This is a genomic window from Aeromonas sp. FDAARGOS 1407, assembly GCF_019048725.1.
Classification (GTDB): domain Bacteria; phylum Pseudomonadota; class Gammaproteobacteria; order Enterobacterales; family Aeromonadaceae; genus Aeromonas; species Aeromonas enteropelogenes.
On the sequence record NZ_CP077399.1, the window covers coordinates 2,383,948 to 2,402,365 of the forward strand.

19 protein-coding genes are annotated in these 18,418 nt (G+C 54.3%); 11 read left to right on the forward strand and 8 right to left on the reverse strand.

Annotation, left to right across the window (positions count from 1 at the left end):
* Positions 1-96: 96 nt before the first annotated feature.
* Positions 97-225, forward strand: a complete 129-nt coding sequence (locus I6L37_RS11440; RefSeq protein ID WP_254203480.1) for a DUF3283 family protein — start codon at positions 97-99, stop codon at positions 223-225.
* Positions 226-324: 99 nt separating this feature from the next.
* On the opposite strand, the gene I6L37_RS22080 is transcribed toward I6L37_RS11440, so the two are convergent.
* On the reverse strand, positions 325-543 hold the full coding sequence (locus I6L37_RS22080) for a hypothetical protein (RefSeq protein ID WP_234924878.1): 219 nt from the start codon (positions 541-543) through the stop codon (positions 325-327).
* 100 nt (positions 544-643) lie between these two features.
* Here I6L37_RS22080 and I6L37_RS11450 point away from each other — a divergent pair, with 100 nt between their 5' ends.
* From I6L37_RS11450 to I6L37_RS11490, 9 genes are all read left to right on the forward strand, one after another.
* Positions 644-1,072: a hypothetical protein gene (locus I6L37_RS11450; protein WP_103858994.1), complete on the forward strand. Its 429-nt coding sequence runs from the start codon at positions 644-646 to the stop codon at positions 1,070-1,072.
* Positions 1,073-1,218: 146 nt separating this feature from the next.
* Complete coding sequence (locus I6L37_RS11455) at positions 1,219-1,458, forward strand: transcription factor (RefSeq protein WP_103858993.1); 240 nt, start codon at positions 1,219-1,221, stop codon at positions 1,456-1,458.
* Between the two features lie 48 nt (positions 1,459-1,506).
* Positions 1,507-5,049, forward strand: coding sequence for a helicase-related protein (locus I6L37_RS11460; protein WP_216991884.1), 3,543 nt, complete (start codon positions 1,507-1,509; stop codon positions 5,047-5,049).
* On the forward strand, positions 5,046-6,467 hold the full coding sequence (locus I6L37_RS11465) for an AAA family ATPase (protein ID WP_103858991.1): 1,422 nt from the start codon (positions 5,046-5,048) through the stop codon (positions 6,465-6,467). Before I6L37_RS11460 ends, I6L37_RS11465 begins: the two co-directional genes overlap by 4 nt.
* Positions 6,464-7,183, forward strand: a complete 720-nt coding sequence (locus I6L37_RS11470; RefSeq protein WP_103858990.1) for a retron system putative HNH endonuclease — start codon at positions 6,464-6,466, stop codon at positions 7,181-7,183. The genes I6L37_RS11465 and I6L37_RS11470 overlap by 4 nt, the downstream gene beginning before the upstream one ends.
* Positions 7,180-10,098 (forward strand): DUF1156 domain-containing protein, encoded by a 2,919-nt coding sequence (locus I6L37_RS11475; RefSeq protein ID WP_216991885.1) that lies wholly within the window; start codon positions 7,180-7,182, stop codon positions 10,096-10,098. The genes I6L37_RS11470 and I6L37_RS11475 overlap by 4 nt, the downstream gene beginning before the upstream one ends.
* A 37-nt stretch (positions 10,099-10,135) precedes the next feature.
* Positions 10,136-11,323 (forward strand): AAA family ATPase, encoded by a 1,188-nt coding sequence (locus I6L37_RS11480; protein WP_216991886.1) that lies wholly within the window; start codon positions 10,136-10,138, stop codon positions 11,321-11,323.
* Positions 11,320-11,877, forward strand: a complete 558-nt coding sequence (locus I6L37_RS11485; RefSeq protein ID WP_103858987.1) for a DUF4276 family protein — start codon at positions 11,320-11,322, stop codon at positions 11,875-11,877. The genes I6L37_RS11480 and I6L37_RS11485 overlap by 4 nt, the downstream gene beginning before the upstream one ends.
* 2 nt (positions 11,878-11,879) lie before the next feature.
* The gene (locus tag I6L37_RS11490) at positions 11,880-14,726 is read left to right on the forward strand and encodes an ATP-binding protein (RefSeq protein ID WP_216991887.1); all 2,847 of its coding nucleotides are present in this window, start codon (positions 11,880-11,882) and stop codon (positions 14,724-14,726) included.
* Between the two features lie 29 nt (positions 14,727-14,755).
* Here I6L37_RS11490 and I6L37_RS11495 read toward each other — a convergent pair whose 3' ends face one another.
* The 7 genes from I6L37_RS11495 to I6L37_RS11525 all read right to left on the reverse strand — a co-directional run bounded on the left by I6L37_RS11495 (position 14,756) and on the right by I6L37_RS11525 (position 17,961).
* A complete protein-coding gene (locus tag I6L37_RS11495) occupies positions 14,756-15,058 on the reverse strand; it encodes a hypothetical protein (RefSeq protein WP_103858985.1) in 303 nt (100 codons plus the stop codon).
* A 184-nt stretch (positions 15,059-15,242) separates the two neighbouring features.
* On the reverse strand, positions 15,243-15,587 hold the full coding sequence (locus tag I6L37_RS11500) for a type IV toxin-antitoxin system YeeU family antitoxin (RefSeq protein WP_103858984.1): 345 nt from the start codon (positions 15,585-15,587) through the stop codon (positions 15,243-15,245).
* A gap of 91 nt (positions 15,588-15,678) precedes the next feature.
* Positions 15,679-16,176, reverse strand: a complete 498-nt coding sequence (gene radC / locus I6L37_RS11505; RefSeq protein ID WP_041212667.1) for a DNA repair protein RadC — start codon at positions 16,174-16,176, stop codon at positions 15,679-15,681.
* Positions 16,177-16,258: 82 nt separating this feature from the next.
* Positions 16,259-16,525, reverse strand: a complete 267-nt coding sequence (locus tag I6L37_RS11510) for a hypothetical protein (protein WP_041211638.1) — start codon at positions 16,523-16,525, stop codon at positions 16,259-16,261.
* Positions 16,500-16,928 (reverse strand): hypothetical protein, encoded by a 429-nt coding sequence (locus I6L37_RS11515; protein ID WP_129146649.1) that lies wholly within the window; start codon positions 16,926-16,928, stop codon positions 16,500-16,502. Before I6L37_RS11515 ends, I6L37_RS11510 begins: the two co-directional genes overlap by 26 nt.
* 9 nt (positions 16,929-16,937) lie before the next feature.
* Positions 16,938-17,363 carry a DUF2787 domain-containing protein gene (locus tag I6L37_RS11520; protein WP_216991888.1) on the reverse strand — a complete coding sequence of 142 codons (426 nt, stop codon included), beginning with the start codon at positions 17,361-17,363 and terminating at the stop codon, positions 16,938-16,940.
* Between the two features lie 37 nt (positions 17,364-17,400).
* A complete protein-coding gene (locus tag I6L37_RS11525) occupies positions 17,401-17,961 on the reverse strand; it encodes a lecithin retinol acyltransferase family protein (protein WP_216991889.1) in 561 nt (186 codons plus the stop codon).
* Positions 17,962-18,093: 132 nt separating this feature from the next.
* Between I6L37_RS11525 and I6L37_RS11530 the strand changes: the two genes are divergently transcribed.
* Entirely contained in the window at positions 18,094-18,417 is a 324-nt protein-coding gene (locus I6L37_RS11530; protein ID WP_226009532.1) for a helix-turn-helix domain-containing protein, read from the forward strand.
* The last annotated feature ends 1 nt before the right edge of the window (position 18,418 follow it).

Below are 18,418 nucleotides of genomic sequence, written 5' to 3' on the forward strand. Positions count from 1 at the left end.
TATACAGGTATTATAGCGCACCACCTTTGAACCAGCGCAAGTCCCGCATATCACTGATGGCGTACCATGGCACCAATAAATAACAAAGAGGTCAGTATGGGTCACAATCTGTGTGCCCTACCGAAAGAGCAGCAAGAACGGGTCGAGGTCGAGAAGGCTGCCGCATATGCCGTATGGAAGGAGCGCAACGGTCACTTGGCCAGCGCAGAAAGCAAGCCAGCATAAGGGTGAACTGGGCAGCTACTTTCTTGAGCAAGTAAGTAGGTACAAACGGGGCTAGCCTTCCTGTAGTCATGTTTTTATTCTGGGAACACTCTAAGTCCCTTAACTCTCACGCAAATCCGGGCTTCGGAGCTTGAAGATGCAGCCCTTGGCTACCAACTCGTCCCGGTTTGCCAGCACCAGCGGGTAGAGCAGCGGATGCTGTCCTATGTTGAAGGCGGTGCAGAGGTGATTGGTGGTAAGACGGCCTTCCCATAGCAGCACGATCTCAAGTAGTCGAAAGCGCAGGGTCTGATCCCAAGTGAGAGCCTTAGGGGGCATATGTGCTCCAAAATGCGACATGTTAATGTAACCAGTATCGGCATGAGTATACAGACGACATATACTGAGCCAACTTGAAAATCCGCCCCAAGGACATGAAATGTCACTCTTATCTAGCACTGTGTTCAGTGCGGTCTTATTGTTGCTGCTGGTGGCCCAGAGTGCTGGGGCCGCTGACTGCACCTATCGTAAAGACAGCCTCGGCAATACCCGCTACCAGTGTGACGATGGCAAGAGCGGCACCCTGCGCAAAGACAGTCTCGGTAACGTCAGAGACTCGCAAAGTGGCACCACTTGGCGTAAAGATTCCCTCGGCAATGTCCGCAGCAGCGAAGGCGCCACCTATCGCAAAGACAGCCTGGGCAATGTGCGCGTTAGCAATCCGGGTACCGGCGATACGGTCACCTGGCGCAAGGATAGCCTCGGCAACCTGCGCGCCTCCGATGGCACCATCTGTCGCACCAACTCCCTGGGGCAAGTCAGGTGTGATGGTCAGAGTGCGCCGCCTGCGGTTCTCGAAGGAGAGTGATGGGGCATCTTGCCTGAGAATGCACTGTAAATGCGTTCTGTTGTATGAGTTGAAAGTCACATTTGAGACTTTTCAGTCTTGCCATTTAGGGGGCTGCAAGCTAATTTAGCTAAATTAGCTGTGCCCTGCCGATTTGGAGTCCCTGAGTGACTGAGGAAGAGATCTACCAGCAGATCAAAAGTGCCTTGTTAGCTGCACCTCGCAAGCAATACATGGTCGAAATGCACCTGCAAATGCTCAAGTATGCCGACGAACTCAAGCACGTGACGGCTAAAGAGTTTTGCGAAAAAGTGGAACTCAAAGAGAGTCTTGGCACCGAATTTAGCAAGATGCGTAACCTCACTGCACGTTTGAAAGCGGCAGGGCTCGATCCAGCCAAGATCTGACATTGCCTACCCCAGCCCGTTATCTGCCAGACCATCGATAGGAACAATATGCTCAAGCTCGAAGAAATCAAAAAGGATGCTCAGGTTCGCGGCATTGTCGAAGGGCAAGTGGTGCGAGTTGTGACAGTTGAACCTATTGGTGAACATGCGCTGACAGTCTATTACAAAGACAGCAGTGGCAATCTAGCTGAGCGAATGTTGTTCCGAACCGATGAGATAGCATTGGATCTGGCCACAGTAGGCCGTCCTTGGTCATTTGATGCAAAAGGGGCAGATTTTAAACTTGGTTTGGAAGCCTACCGGATCTCGCAGGCTGCACTGTTTGACCCCATGATGGCGGTCAACATGGCGAACGTTGACCCACTACCGCACCAGATTTCAGCAGTTTACGAATACATGCTACCCAAGCAGCCATTGCGTTATGTTCTGGCCGATGACCCAGGTGCGGGCAAAACCATCATGGCGGGTTTGTTCATCTCTGAACTGCTGCTTCGTGCAGATGCTCGACGGGTCATGGTGGTCTCGCCGGGCTCGTTGACTGAACAGTGGCAGGACGAACTGTTTGAAAAATTTGGTCTGCAATTTGAGATCTTTAGCAAAGAAAAACAAGAGCAGTGCGCGACCGGTAACTATTTTTCTGAAACCGATCGCCTGATCTGCCGACTGGACCAACTCTCTCGTAGCGAAGAGCTGCAAGAGAAGCTGCGCAATACCGACTGGGATCTAATCATCGTCGATGAAGCGCACAAACTCTCAGCCAACTACTTTGGCAGCAAAATCAACAAAACCAAGCGCTTCGTCCTTGGTGAGCTGCTGGGGTCTATTTGCCGCCACTTCCTGCTGATGACAGCAACCCCACACAATGGCAAAGAGGAAGACTTCCAAGTCTGGATGTCACTGCTCGACAGCGACCGCTTCTATGGCAAGTTCCGCGAAGGCGCCCACAAGGTCGATATCACCGACATGATGCGCAGGATGGTTAAAGAAGAGCTGCTCACCTTCGACGGCACTCCCCTGTTTCCTGAGCGCCGCGCCTACACGGCCAACTATGATCTCTCCCCCCTTGAAGCCAGCCTTTATGAGCAGGTAACGACGTACGTCAGGGAAGAGATGAATCGGGCCGACAAGCTCGATAACAAGAAAAAAACCACCGTGGGTTTTGCATTAACCCAGCTACAACGGCGTTTGGCTTCCAGCCCGGAGGCAATCTATCAATCGCTGAAGCGCCGACGTAATCGACTGCAAGACAAACTTGCTGAGATGAAGCTGCTAGCCCGTGGCCAGAAGGCTAAACAAGCGGGTGTTGCTGAAACACTCGGCACTTACACCATCACCAAACAGATCGATCTGCCTGATAACTGGGATGAGCTGGATGAAGATCTCAGTGCCGAAGAGTACGAACTCTATGCCGAACAGGTGGCAGATCAGGCCACCGCAGCAGAAACCATCATTGAGCTGGACGCCGAGATCCACTCACTCAAAGACCTTGAGCAGCAGGCGCTGACGCTGGTGCAGTCTGGCAATGACAAAAAGTGGGAACAGCTTTCATCACTGCTGCAAGACTCCCCCGAGATGAAGAACCGCGACGGCAGTCGTCGCAAACTGATTATCTTCACCGAGCATAAAGACACTCTGAATTACCTACGCCAACGTGTCAGTGATCTGCTGGGTCAGCCCAAAGCAGTCAGGGTCATCTACGGCGGCACCAATCGGGATGAGCGCCGCAAGATCCAGAGCGAGTTCCGCAGTGATCCCACCGTCTTGGTGTTGATTGCGACCGATGCGGCCGGGGAAGGCGTCAACCTGCAAAACGCCAACCTGATGGTCAACTACGACCTGCCCTGGAACCCGAACCGCCTCGAACAGCGCTTTGGCCGTATTCACCGGATCGGCCAAAAAGAGGTATGCCACCTGTGGAATATCGTGGCCAATGAAACCCGTGAAGGGGAAGTGTTCCAAAAGCTGTTTGATAAGCTGGAAATAGAAAAAAAAGCCTTGGGTGGTAAGGTGTTCGACATCCTTGGTGAAGCCTTTGATAACGTCTCTCTGAAAGACTTGCTGATCGACGCCATTCGCTATGGTGAAGATCCCGCAGTGCGCGCCAAGATGGATCAGGTCATTGAAGGGGCACTCGATAGCGACCATCTCAAAGAGATCATGCGCCGCAACGCACTGGTTGAATCCCATATGGGCTTAGAGGGGCTTTACGCCATCAAAGAGCAGATGGAAAAAGCAGAAGCCCGTCGCTTGCAGCCGTTCTTTATTCGGGCGTTTTTCCAAGAAGCCTTTGCCGGATTAAACGGCGAACTGAGGGAGCGTGAACAGGGCCGCTATGAAATAAAGCATGTCCCAGCGGTGATCCGCGAACGGGATCGCAGCATCGGCGAAAGCCGCACCCCTGTGTTGTCCCGTTATGAACGCGTCTGTTTTGAAAAGCAGCTGATCAGGCCCACCGGCAAGGTGCTGGCCGAACTGCTTCATCCCGTACATCCACTGATGCACTCGCTGCTCGATCTCACCTTGCAAGCCCATCGCACCAAGCTCAAGCAGGGGGCTGTGCTGGTGGACCCGGCCGATGAAGGGGACGAACCTCGCCTCATCATGATGCTGGAGCACTCAATCCGCGAAACCAGCGAACAAGCCAAGAGTGTCGCCTCACGGCGGTTGCAGTTTGTCGCCATCGATACTGCCTGTCGGGCCAGCTATGCCGGTTGGGCCCCCCATTTAGACCTGCAACCGATAGCGGATGCTGATCTGGCACTGGTGCAGGATATCCTGCACTCACCCTGGTTATCTCAGCCACTCGAACCGCTGGCGCTGCAACTGGCCTCTGAAAAGCTGGTGCCAGAACACTTTGCGGAAGTGAAAACGCGCCGTGAACTGCAAGCCGATAAAACCCTCACGGCTGTGCATGAGCGACTGATCAAAGAGATCAACTACTGGCAGGATCGCTTCTTGAAATTGAGCGATGACGTCAAAGCGGGCAAGCAACCCAAAATGCAGCCCGAAAACGCTCGTCGCCGAGTCGATGAATTGACCGCACGTCTGCAACAGCGCACGGCAGAGCTCACCGCACTCAAGCAGGTGGTCTCTAGCACCCCGGTGGTGATTGGCAGTGCCTTAGTGATCCCACAAGGTTTACTGGCCAAACGCAAAGGCGAAGCAATCTTTAGCCCAGATGCCGCCAGCCGGGCCCATATCGAGAAGATTGCAATGCAGGCCGTGACGCAGGCCGAGCAAGCCCTCGGCCACACGGTGATCGACGTATCGGCGGATAAATGTGGTTGGGATATCACCGCTCGCCCGCAGTTGAATGCCGATGGCTCACTCAAACCAGACCGGCATATCGAAGTCAAAGGGCGCAGCAAGGGGCAAACCACCATCACCGTCAGTCGCAACGAGATCCTCTATGCCCTCAACCAGGCCGACAAATTCCTGCTGGCCATTGTGCTGGTAGAGGGTGACAACACCGAGGTGCCCTTCTATATTCGCCAGCCCTTTACCAAAGAGCCGGATATGGGCGTGGCGAGCATCAATTACGATCTGGCGGATTTGCTGGCGCGCGCCACCGATGCCGAAGGTAGCTTATGAAAATTGAACAAATTACCTTAAAAAATTTCCGCTGTTTTGAGCTGCTGGATGTGACCTTTCATCCGCAGATGACTGTCTTGATTGCCCCCAATGGTGCGGGCAAGACCACGATCCTCGATGCGGTGCGCATTGCGCTTTGGCCGTTCGTCAAAGGCTTTGATCTGGGCAGCCAAACCGGCAAGTCGGCCACTATTCAGATTGAAGACGTGCGTCTTGAGCGCCGTGAACAAGAGATGGAACCGATATTGCCCAGCCAGATTACGGCCCAGACCAGTAGTATCCCCAATCAGGATCAGAAGCCGCGTCCGCTCCACTGGCAACAGAGCCGCGATCAGGTCAAGCCACGAACCCAAACCAAGGGGGATCAGTCGACACAAGTTCTGACTCGGCTCGCAAAGAAATTCCAGTCAACGATTTATAAAGGGCAGGAAGCCAACATAGACGCTATCGATTTACCCTTGGTGGTCTATTTAGGAACTGGGCGCCTCTGGTATCAGGGGCGCTATACCTCTGAAGCAAAAGATAAAAAGCTCGATACCAGCGTGTTTTCCCGCCTTTGGGGCTACCAGAACTGTCTAACGGCAACCTCTAGCTATAAGCAGTTTGAAACCTGGTATGGCTGGGTATTTCGCAGTTATCGCGAGCTGCAAATCGATCAGCTGGAGAATCGACTTAAGAAGCCGGATCAGAGTGCGCTGGCCAACTTCGCGGCTGCCATTGAAGTCGTGCAGCGTGCCATCAACACCCTCACAACTTCGCTGACCGGCTGGCGGGATCTGCAATACCGCTCCAGCATGGGCCAGCAACTGGTGATGGAGCATCCCGAACTGGGCTATATGCCGCTTTCCCTGCTCAGCGATGGTCTGCGTAATATGGTTGCCATGGTGTCGGATATTGCCTTTCGCTGTATCAAGCTCAACCCTCACTTAGGTGTGGATGCGGCGCACAAAACCCAAGGCATCGTACTGATCGATGAAGTGGACATGTTCCTTCACCCAGCGTGGCAGCAGACAGTATTGGCCTCGTTGCAGCAGGCATTTCCCAATCTCCAATTTATCGTCACCACCCATAGCCCGCAGGTAATCAGCACTGTGCGTACCGAATCAATTCGAGTATTGGGTGAGGATGTCAATGGCAATGCGATTGCCGCAATCCCTCTAGCTAACACCTACGGTGAGCCGAGTAATAATGTCTTGCGCACGGTCATGCTGGTTGATCCTCAGCCACCGATTGACGAAAAAAGTTTATTGCTTCGCTTGACCGAGCTAGTCGATCAAGGATTGGGCGATGAGGAAGAAGCCAAGGGACTGATGGCTCAATTGCTGATGGTGCTGGGGGCTGGGCACCCACAGTTACAACGATTGCAGCGCAGTATCGCCCGTCAACAATGGCTGAAAGGATTGGATGCAAAGCAATGAGATATGTCAACCAATCTGGTTTGCATGTGCATGGCCTAGCAATGGCTCATCAAACACCACCACACACACAGGAACAAGCGACAAGCCGTTGGTCCTCTTTTGGCCACAAGCGCGAACTATTGTCCCGGTTATGCAACCAGCAATATCAACTTTGTTGCTACAGCGAGGTGCGCGCTGATCTACTGGGGCTTGATTATCACATCGAACATGTAGAGAACAAAAGCCAAGTGCCTACCCGCACCTTTGATGAAACCAATCTCGCCGCAAGTGCGTTCAGCTCTGACACAGTCTCGTCGAGAGTGAAGGCCGATGTTTTTGGTGGCCATGCGGTGGGTAAACAAGCTGGCGTGGAGATGGCTCGGTTTGTTCACTGTTACCAACCAGATTGTGCGCGCTATTTTGCCTATATGTCGGATGGTCGAGTGGTACCCTCCATTCATTTGAATGCAGGTGAGCAACAGCGGGCTCAATACAGCATCGACTTGCTCAACCTGAATAGCCCTTACTTGGTGAATTTACGCCAGCAATGGTGGGACGAGCTAGAGCAACTCCAAGAAGAACATCTCACCAAAGGCTGGGATCTTAATCAGCTATTACACCTTGATTTAGTGCCGACGGCGCATCATCAGCTAAACCATTTTTTTTCACTAACTCGCCAATTCTTCGGCCCTGTCGCCGAAACAGTATTGCAGCGTGAGGCCCCAGAACTCGTATGACTCAAATCAAATCCCCCAAAAAACTGATCGAAGTGGCCTTGCCGCTGGATGATATCAATGCGGCAGCAGCCCGGGAAAAATCGATCCGTCACGGCCATCCGTCGACCCTGCATCTGTGGTGGGCGCGTCGCCCCTTGGCGGCCGCACGGGCGGTGATCTTTGCCCAGATGGTCAACGATCCCGGTTATCAGCAGGGGGCGGGGTTTAAGTACGGGGTCAACAAGCAGGAAGCCGCCAAGAAGCGCGAAAAGCTGTTCAATATCCTGCGCGAGCTGGTGAAGTGGGAAAACACCAATAACGAGGCTGTGTTAAACCAAGCCCGTGCCGCGATCTGGGAGAGCTGGCGCGAGATCTGCGATTTGAACAAGGATCACCCGCAGGCGGCCGAACTCTTTAACCCAGAGCAACTACCGGGCTTTCACGACCCCTTTGCTGGCGGCGGTGCGCTGCCGCTGGAAGCGCAGCGGTTGGGGTTGGAATCCCACGCCTCCGATCTCAACCCGGTAGCGGTCACCATCAATAAGGCGATGATCGAGATCCCGCCCAAATTTGCCGGCCGCGAGCCGGTGGGGCCTCTGCCTGCCTGCGATAAGCTAAGCAAGAAAAAAGCCACCAAGGATGCTTTCGAGGATTGGTCCGGTGCCAAGGGGCTGGCGGAAGATGTGCGCCGCTACGGCGGCTGGATGCGTGAAGAGGCGCTAAAGCGTATCGGCCATCTCTATCCCAAGGTCGTCATCACCGAGGCGATGGTGACCGAGCGGCCCGACTTGGCCCCCTATCTGGGTGAAGAGCTGACAGTTATCGCCTGGCTCTGGGCCCGTACTGTCAATAGCCCCAACCCGGCGTTCTCCCATGTGGATGTACCATTGGTCTCAAGCTTTATTCTCTCTTCTAAAGCCGGTAAAGAGGCCTATGTCGAGCCGGTAGTAGGCGGGGACAGTTACCAATTCACAGTCAAGGTGGGCTTCCCATCAGAATCGGCCAAAGGCGGCACCACCGCTGGCAAACGGGCGGCTTTTATCTGCCTGATGTCGGGCTCCCCTGTCGATTACAAATACATTCGCAGCGAAGGCAGTGCTGGGCGGATGGGGCAACGGCTGATGGCAATTGTCGCCGAAGGCAAAAAGGGGCGGGTTTATCTATCCCCAACAGATGAGCAACTTGCTGCAGCGCTGCAAGCGAGACCTGAGTGGTCACCAGAAATGTCCCTGCCCAATAACCCACGCGATTTTAAAACGCCTAACTACGGTTTGGATAAATTTGGTGACCTGTTCACTCCGCGCCAATTAGTCGCGCTGACTACTTTCTCCGATCTGGTTGCTGAGGCCATTGCCCGCTGCCGTGAAGATGCCCGCACTGCTGGAATGGTGGATGATGGTATCGGCCTTGATGCCGGAGGCACAGGCGCAACAGCCTATGCGCAGGCAGTGGGGGTGTATTTGGGACTAGGTGTGAGCCGGTTGGCTGATATTCAAAATACTTTATGTAGTTGGGAAACATCGAAAACCCAAGTTCGGCATTTGTTTACAAAACAAGCTATCCCAATGCTTTGGGATTTTGGCGAGAACAATTTGTTTAACGATGCGGCAGGCGATTATGCAACCAGCCTAGGTAGCCTTATCCGAGTTATTGAGCGATTCCAATCGAAGGTCGAGGGGGCTGTTCTTCACCAAGATGCTCAAAGACAGACTATTAGTAAAGACAAAGTAATCTCTACTGATCCACCCTATTACGATAATATCGGCTATGCCGATCTATCAGACTTTTTCTATGTCTGGTTACGTAAATCCCTACGCCCGATCTTCCCTGGATTGTATGCAACTATGGCCGTACCTAAGACGGAAGAGCTGGTGGCCACTCCCTATCGCCACGGTGGCAAAGAGGGGGCCGAAGCCTTCTTCTTGGACGGCATGGGCAAGGCGATCCACCAACTGGCCGAGCAGGCTCACCCCGCCTTCCCGGTCACCATCTACTACGCCTTTAAGCAGTCCGAGACTAAGAGTGACGGCACTTCTAGCGCTGGTTGGGAAACCTTCTTGCAGGCGGTGATCGATGCCGGCTTTGCCATTAGCGGCACCTGGCCGATGCGTACCGAGATGGGAAATCGCATGATTGGTTCTGGCACTAACGCGCTGGCTTCCAGCGTGGTACTGGTGTGCAATAAGCGCTTAGCCAGCGCCGACACTATCAGCCGTCGTCAGTTTATCCGTGAACTCAATGCGGTACTGCCCGAGGCGCTCGATGCCATGACCCAAGGTTCCACCGATGCGCTGGGCAACAATCAGTCGGCGGTGGCACCGGTGGATCTATCGCAGGCCATTATTGGCCCCGGTATGGGGATCTTCAGTAAATATGCCGCTGTGCTGGAAGCCGACGGCAGCAAGATGAGCGTCAAAACTGCACTGCAACTCATCAACCGCTTCCTTGCCGAAGATGACTTCGACGCCGATACCCAATTCTGTTTGCACTGGTTTGAGCAGCAAGATTGGCGGGTGGGCAAATTTGGCGAGGCCGATGTGTTGGCCCGCGCCAAGGGCACCAGCGTCGCGGGCCTGGTCGAGGCCGGGGTCGTTGAGGCCGGACAAGGGGACCTGCGTCTGCTCAAATGGGCAGAGCTGCCGAGCGACTGGACACCTGAGCGCGACAGCCGCACCCCGGTGTGGGAGGGGCTACATCAACTGATTCGCCTGTTAAATAGCCAAGGCGCCAGCGCCGCCGGGGCCATGCTGGCATTGATGCCAAGCAAGAGCGATGCCATCCGCTCCTTGGCCTATCGCCTTTACACCCTCTGCGAGCGTAAAGGTTGGGCCAGCGATGCCCGCGCCTATAACGAGTTGGTCATGGCGTGGGAGGCGATGCAAGGCGCGATGGTCGAAAGCGGTCAGGTTGGCGACCAACAAGGATTTGATTTCTGATTGGCTTTCGCCAACAACATGAACACAGGACAGCCGTATGCATATTGAGTCGATCACCTTAAAGAACTTCAAAAGTTTCCGTAACACACAGATGGAGGGGATCCCCAAGTTTTGTGTGTTGGTGGGGGCAAATGGAACCGGAAAATCAACCCTGTTTGGGGTATTTGATTTTCTGCGTGAAGCCTTGTCGAGCAATTTGCATACTGCCTTGGTGAAAGCCGGGGGAAGCCGGGGCTTTCAGGAGGTAAAAAGCCGCGGGGCAGAAGGCAATATCGAGATTGAGCTGAAATTTCGTGAGCATGATACAGCCCCGCTGGTGACCTATTTTCTTGAGATTGGTGAAGACAACGGCCGCCCGATAGTCGAGCGCGAAATTTTGAAGTACCGACGCGGTAGCGGTGGACAGCCATGGCATTTTCTGGATTTTTCTCGCGGTGCGGGTATGGCTGTCACCAATGAAATCGAGAAAGTCAAAGATGTTAATCAGTTGGTGAGAGAGGAGCAGCGATTGAAGTCGCCGGACATTTTGGCGATTAAAGGGTTAGCACAATTTGCCCAGTTCCCGGCTGTCGTCACGCTCGGTACCCTGATCGAAAATTGGCATATCTCTGATTTCCATATCAATCGGGCTCGTCCTGAACAAGAGGCTGGTTATGCCGAACACCTCTCTCGTGAAGGGGATAACCTTTCTCTGGTGACGCAGCATTTACATAGCCGATACCCGGAGGTTTTTTCCGCCATTCTGGACAAGCTGACACATAGAGTTCCTGGCATTACCAAGGTCGATGCTAAAACGACAGAAGAGGGGCGCGTGCTATTACGCTTCCAAGATGGTGCCTTTGAGGACCCTTTTCTGGCGCGGTATGTGTCGGATGGCACGATCAAGATGTTTGCCTATCTGGTGCTGCTTTATGATCCAGTTCCCCATCCTCTGCTGTGTGTTGAAGAGCCTGAAAATCAACTTTATCCGGGGTTGTTGTGGGAACTGGCCGAAGAGTTCAGCGCCTATGCCCAGCGCGGTGGCCAGGTGTTCGTCTCTACCCATTCCCCTGATTTTCTTAATGCAGTCGAGCTGGACTCTGTTTATTGGCTGGTAAAAAAACAAGGGGCAACCGAGATTGTCAGAGCCAGAGATAATAAGCAGGTGGCTGCCTATATGGCTGAAGGCGATCAGTTAGGTTATCTGTGGAAACATGGCTTCTTTGAGGGAGTAGACCCTCAATGACGACAGTGGTTTTTTGCTTGGAGGAGCCATCCGCTAGGGCCATGCTGGAGGGAGTGATCCCTCGTTTATTTCCTGATGTTCAGTTTCGCTTTGTTGTTTTTGAAGGAAAACAGGATCTCCATAAGAGACTGGTGATGCGTTTGCGAGGTTGGCAGGGGGATGCACTGTTTGTTGTGATGCGCGATCAAGACTCGGGTAATTGCGTGGACATCAAAGCACAATTATTCACTTTGTGTGAACAGGCAGGTCGACCGAACTCCTTGATCCGAATCGCCTGTCGTGAACTGGAAAGTTTTTATCTGGGTGATCTAGCAGCAGTTGAACAAGGATTGAATTTGACAGGGTTAGCCAAGTTACAAGGAAACCAGAAATTTCGTGATCCTGATCGCTTAGTCAACGCGGCTGAAGAACTGAAAAAAATCACAAAAAACACATACCAGAAGTTGAGCGGATCCAGAAGCATCGCCCCTTACCTTCGTCTGGATGAGGCTCATCGCTCAACAAGTTTTAAGGCTCTGATTACAGGGCTTCAACGTTTATTGCACGAGGCTTAACAATGAGTCTGAAACCCTGGCGCGAGATTGCGCGCCCCCATCGTGATGTGCTGGAAGGCACGTTTAAACAGTCCGAGTTTGCCGCAGATATTACCCAAGTGGCTAACGGCAAGGCCCCGCTGGAGTATCAAGATGCCGAGCAGTTCTTTGCGCGTACCTTTATCACCGAAGGGATGCGGCTGCTGTTAGGCTCCGTTGCCGAGCGGTTGGCTGGCAAGGGAGGCGATCCGGTTATTCAGCTCCAAACGGCATTTGGTGGTGGTAAGACCCACACCATGTTGGCCGTTTATCATCTGGCATCACGCAACGTGACCACGGATCGTTTGCAGGGCATCCCGCCGATCCTGGATGCGGCCGGGATCGATCAATTGCCGCTCGCGAGAGTCGCGGTGATCGATGGTATCAACTTGTCGGTGAGTCAGCCGCGCCAGCATGGTGCAGTGCGGGCCAATACCCTGTGGGGTGAGTTGGCTTGGCAACTGTTGGGCGACGAGGGTTATGAGCTGGTTGCTGACAGTGATCGGGATGGTACTTCACCGGGTAAGGAGTTGCTGGTTGCGTTACTGACCAAGGCTGCTCCTTGCGTCGTCTTGATGGATGAGCTGGTGGCGTTCTTGCGCCAGTTGGAGGTGGGCAAGCAGTTTAATGCCGGGACCTTTGACTCCAATATCACCTTTATTCAGGCGTTGACCGAGGCGATGAAGGCTGTACCCAACGCCATGCTGTTGGCCTCTTTGCCAGAATCCGCACTGGAAGTCGGCGGCACGATGGGGCAGAAGGCGCTTGATTCCCTTGAGAAGTATTTTGCTCGTGTTGAATCGGTCTGGAAGCCGGTTGCAACCGAAGAGGCGTTTGAAATTGTGCGCCGCCGCCTGTTTGAATCAGCCGGTGATCCAGCTCAGGTGCAAGGCATTGCGCAACAATACGCAGATTTCTATCGCCAACATGCACCGGATTTTCCGAACGAAACGCAGTCAGGCCATTACTACGATCGGTTGTGCAAGTCATATCCCATCCACCCGGAAGTCTTCGACCGTCTTTATGAGGACTGGTCAACCCTGGACAAATTCCAGCGTACCCGTGGTGTGTTGCAGTATATGGCCATCGTGATCCACCGTTTGTGGGTAGCGGATAATCGCGATGCGTTGATCATGCCGGGTTCGCTGCCCCTTGATGACAGCAATGTGCGCGGCAAGAGCATCCATTATCTGCCGCAAGGGTGGGAGCCGGTCATCGAAAAAGAGGTGGATGGTGTTCGCTCGGAAGCCGCCGATCTTGATAAAAATGACACCCGTTTTGGGCAATATCATGCTGCCCGCCGAGTGATGCGCACGCTGTTTTTGGGCAGTGCGCCGAGTTCCAGTGATCAGATGCACCGTGGTTTGGAAGTGGAGCGGATCTTGCTCGGAGCCTGCTCTCCCGGTCAAACGGTTGGCACGTTCAAGGATGTGTTGACCCGCTTGCGAGACCGCCTGACCTATCTCTATGGCGATAAAGAGCGGCTGTGGCTCGATACCAAGCCAAACCTGCGGCGGGAGATGGAAACGCGTAAGAGCAATGTCAGCGAACGTGAGGATTTGCTCCCCCTGTTGAAAAAGTCGGTGACGGGCTGCTTTGGTGCTCAGCACGGTTTTGCTGGCATCCATGTCTTTACCCCTGCTAGCGATGTGCCGGATGAATATGGCAGTGGGCCACGGCTGGTGGTGCTGGAACCTCAGGGGTTGTCGGCATACAGCCGTAGCAGTAGCACCAATCAGGCTTTCAAAGCCGCAGAAGCCATCTTGCTCAAGCGTGGTGAGCAACCTCGGGTGAAGCAAAACCGCCTGCTCTTCTTGGCTGCGGATTATGACAGCCTGAGTCGCTTGAAAGATCAAGGCAGAACCTACTTGGCTTGGCACTCCATTGTCACCGATATTGAAAACGGCGTGCTCAATCAGGATCTGGCGCATCTGACCCAGGCTAAAGCCAACCGCGATGGTGCGAAAAAGCAGTTTGATAGCTTGATCCGCGATACCTACAAGTGGTTGCTAGCCCCGTTGCAGGAGCCCGGCGAATCGCTGGAGTGGGAGGTCGCTCAGATCGCTTCAGGCGCGCCCAAATTGATCCAGGAGATCGAGAACCGATTGATTGAAGAGGAGTGGCTGATCAAAGAGTGGTCACCCGTTCATTTGCGCAACTTGTTGGATAAGTACTATTTCAGCAAAGGCGCTGAATCGGTTAGCGCATTGAAGGTGTGGCAGGATGCTTGCCAGTATCTTTATATGCCGCGCTTGGTCAATGATTCGGTATTGCGCCACTGCATCGAAGCTGCTATCCAGGGCTCTGACTATTTCGCCTTTGCCTCTAGCCAGCGTGAAGATCGTTTTGAGGGCTTTGCTTTTGGCAAAGCGGCCACCGTGTTTATCGATGAGCACAGCCTGCTGATAAACCGCGAGGCAGCCCTACGTTATCGAGACAAGCTGGACAAAGAGAAAAGTAAGACAGAAGAACAAAAGGAAATCGATAAGCCCTCTATAAAAGACGGCGATAACGACACCAAAAAAACAACAGGGACTGATGGGCAAAAAGGAGCTGATGGAGACGGCTTGTGTCCATTGCCTACGCCTCCAATCGCCGAGAAAACTCGGTTCTATGGCTCGGTCAGGATTGACCCCATCAAGGCCAAGATGGATTTTGCCACGCTGATGGATGAGGTTGTGCAAAACTTCACCAGCCAATTGGGAGTGGATGTGGAGATCTCAATTGAGATTAATGCCCGTTCAGGGAAAGGGTTTGATGCCAACTTGCAGCGAGCCATCAAAGAGAATTGCAGTATGCTCAAGTTTGGCAATGCTGAATTTGAAGAGTAAAAAAACAAAAGGCCGGGAAACCGGCCTTTTTATAACCAATGCTCGGGGATGGTGAGCTCGAAAGATCTGGCTGCATAACGCAGCATGGAGAGAATTTCACGATGGCGGGCGGTATCAATTGGCTGCCCTGCTTTTCGTTGTTCTAACATGCTCTGCAGCTCAGGCAAATCGAACATGCCGAGCCGATGAAAGTTACCCCAAGTGGGCTGGCCGAACAGGTTATAGATCACAACTGTGCTATCACGTTCACTGGCCAAGCGTTTTTCACCCGTGATCTTGGTTAATGCAATTTCGGCTTCGTCTTTGTCGTCGTAAGTGTTGAGCAGCTTCATTAGAGGCTTTGTGTTCGATGAATGGGTGGCAAAGTCTACCAAGGAAGGCTAGCACCGGCAAAATCAGGTAACGGTCAGTTTGATCTGATTGATGCCGTTTACAAGGCATTAGGGGTTCAGTAGAGAGCCAAAAAAAGAAGTTTTGGGCAAAGGGTGAGTCTGTGGCTCACCCTTTGTGTCGACTTTATGCCTCTGTGGCTGGAACATTGCCGCTTTCTTGCCGGTAGACATCCAGATAGAGGTAGCCATAGCTGGCCCTTGGATTGGCCAGGCAGACCCATTCCCCTTGCCTCAATGTTACCAATTTATCTTGGTCGCTCAGCAGTTCCCCTTGTTGAAATAGTTTGCTAAGACGCTCAATAAACCCCGGTAAAACGGTGTCGATGTCGGTGAGCCACTGCTCGTCGGCCTCGCCATAGACGCCGCTGCGATCCCAGAGCAGGGAGACTCCGCTTCGTTCGACAATGGCTCGTGCGCCAAAACGGGGCTGAACCTGGGTGTGTAATCCCCAACTGCCTATCGTGCTCATGTTTTTACTCCAAATGAGGGTGGGTCCTTGCACAGGTCATCGCAGACCATGCTCATTACTCCCGAAAAGGACGGCCTGATCGGCGCAACTGTTACAAATGTCCACGCTCTGCCAGTGACACCACGCCCTCCGCCCCCACCACCAGATGATCCAGCGTGCGGATATCGACCAGCGCTAGGGCGCTTTGCAGTCGCTGAGTGATCTCGATATCTGCACGGCTGGGTTCTGGGTAACCTGAGGGATGGTTGTGGACCAGCATCAGCGCGGCGGCATTGTGGTGCAGCGCCCGCTTGACCACGTCGCGGGGGTAGACGGTCGCAGCGGAGAGGGTGCCGAGAAACAGCTCCTCGTAGGCCAGGATCCGGTGCTGGTTATCGAGGAACAGTGCGGCGAACACTTCGCGATCCCGCGTTTGCAGCAGCCCTTGTAGCGCGTGGTGGGCCAGATGCTTGTCGGTGAGGGCCACGCCTTTGGCGAGCTTCTGGCGGGCCAGTGCCTGGGCGATGGTGAGCAAGTCGTCGTCGGTGACTAAGTCGGTCACCCGATAAGTGCCGGGTTGCTCCCCAGCACTGAGTTTGTGATGCAACATGATTCATTCTCCAAAAGCGTTCGCCCCACTGGCCGGTGGGGTGTGTTTTGCGATAAGGGGGGTGGTGATTGCGATGAGTGGGTCAGTGATTGGCAGAGCGCAGCCTTTGCTGTGTCAGGTCGTGCAACGGGATCTGGTAACTGGTGGCCAGCAGGTTGCCGATGCCATAAAGCCACTCCCGTTCCGGGTGATCGCACAGCCATTCGGCCAGTGCGTCACCCCGTTCGGTCTGATAGCGCAGATAGAGGGCGTAGCCATCGACCCGTAGACCGTAGTCCAGCACCACCTGGGTCTGCCCCCCGTTGTCGTGAACCCCCTCCAGCTCAAGGGCGAGCAGTGTTCTGGTCATCGGCACCTTCCTGATGGGGTAAGGGGTCACTCTCCACGGTAAAACCGCGATGAATACAAATGCGTTGCAGGTCAGCCAGAAAGCTGGCCAGTACCCTGGGCTGCTCGGTGAACGGGACCGGCCCTGCCTGGCAATGCCAGAAACACCTGCGCTTGGGATCAACGCAGATCTCATCCACCGGTTGGCTCATGGTGCGCCAGTCGTCAGCATTGCTGATGGTGAGCAGTTGCCACTGAACCCCAGACCAACGCACTTGTAAGGTGACGGTGCGGGCATGTGGGCTACCAGGTGTCAGATGCAGCAACCAGCGTTTGCCACTTTGTGTGGGCCTTAATTTTGCTTTGATAGTGATCTGTCCCAGCCACTGGCGTGAGTAGTGCGAAAGCGCTAATTCTTGGCTCATTGCAACCTCCTAATCTCCAGTGACCGAAACGGTGAAACACTCCAACCGGCAGTAGGCAATGAAGTTGCTCTGCCAGATATCGAACAACTCCCGGGCTTCAGCCAGCCGTAGCGGCCCCCAGCCCAACATGGTGTGTTCCCCGTCGAGGAAGTTGAAATCAAGCTCCTTGCAGAGCTCTGCATCCTGACCCAATCCCTGATAGCTGAAATCAGTGACGTAATCGAACAGCCAGTCGTCAAGACCGCGCACCAAGCGTATCTCGACCGGATGTACGCCGCCTTGCTCGGCGCTGTAACCGGGGTTACGGAAGTTGAAGGTCAGCTGGGTGCAGCGCCCCAGATCGAGATCGGTTCGTTCGGCTTCCTGACTGAGCAGAGCCAGCAGGGCGGGGGTGACGGGCAGGGCAAAGCCGTCCCGGTAGAAGGGAATAGTCATAGGTTGTGCTCCTTGTTGTGCGAGGGTAGGCAGTGGCTCAGTCGGTGAGCCAGGACCAGAGGCGGCTGACTGCGTGAACGGCTAATGCGCCGGTTGCCAGGGGGACCCAGCTTGGCGATGTCGCGAGGGTGGTCAGGGTGATAGCAGAGGTGGCGAGCGTTATGTAATCAGACGTTGTGCGCTCGCGGCTCAACACAGTCATAGCTGGGGGAATGATGGTGGCCTGTGGAGTACGAAGGGCCGCTTTCGCCACTGCCGTTGCTACCTGGCTAACCTGTGTCGAGTGGTGGATACCGTGGATGCACCACATCACGAAGTGTTCACAGTTACTGAACAACACATCGTAACGGTGTTCGCCCAGCCGTGTGCGGGCACGTTCGAGGCTCTCCGTTCGGTCATACCGCCTAACAGGGCAAAATTTGCACCAGACCGGCTTACCATCGGAAAACGCATCCAGAGACGTCATCACTATCTCACCGGGTAGGCCGTGATTAGGCCCCTGGTAGTGGATAACGAGGTCGCCCCCGACATAGAGGCCGTGGTGGGTATAACCGAGGCGAGCGGTCACCAGATGATCGCCTGGGGTGAATCGAGACATGAAGATAACTCCTTGTGGTCAGACATAAAAACGCAGCAGGGCACCTCGTGGGTGCCCTGTTATCAGTGTGGAAAAGTGACGATTCTATTTGTGTAAGGTCAGGGTACGGGAATCCCAGGCCCAGGTGAGCTGTTGGCTAAAAGCGTGGGCAAGGCGATCGGGCGGCAGCGCCAGCAGGCGGGATTGACCCAGGATCAGGTGGCAGAGCACCTTAATATCGGGATGGAAGCCGTCTCTCGGATGGAGCGCGGCATCGTGGTGCCGACCATTGCCCGGCTGGCTGAACTGGCTCAGTTGTTTGGCTGCGAGCTGGCCGATTTCTTGCGCGAAACCAGCCCGCGCCCAACCGAGCAGGGTATCGTCTTGGGGCAGAAACTCGCCCGGCTGGACAGCGATGACCGGGCATTGCTGCTGGAGACGTTTGAGCGGCTGGTCGAGCGCTTGGCCAAATCCTGAG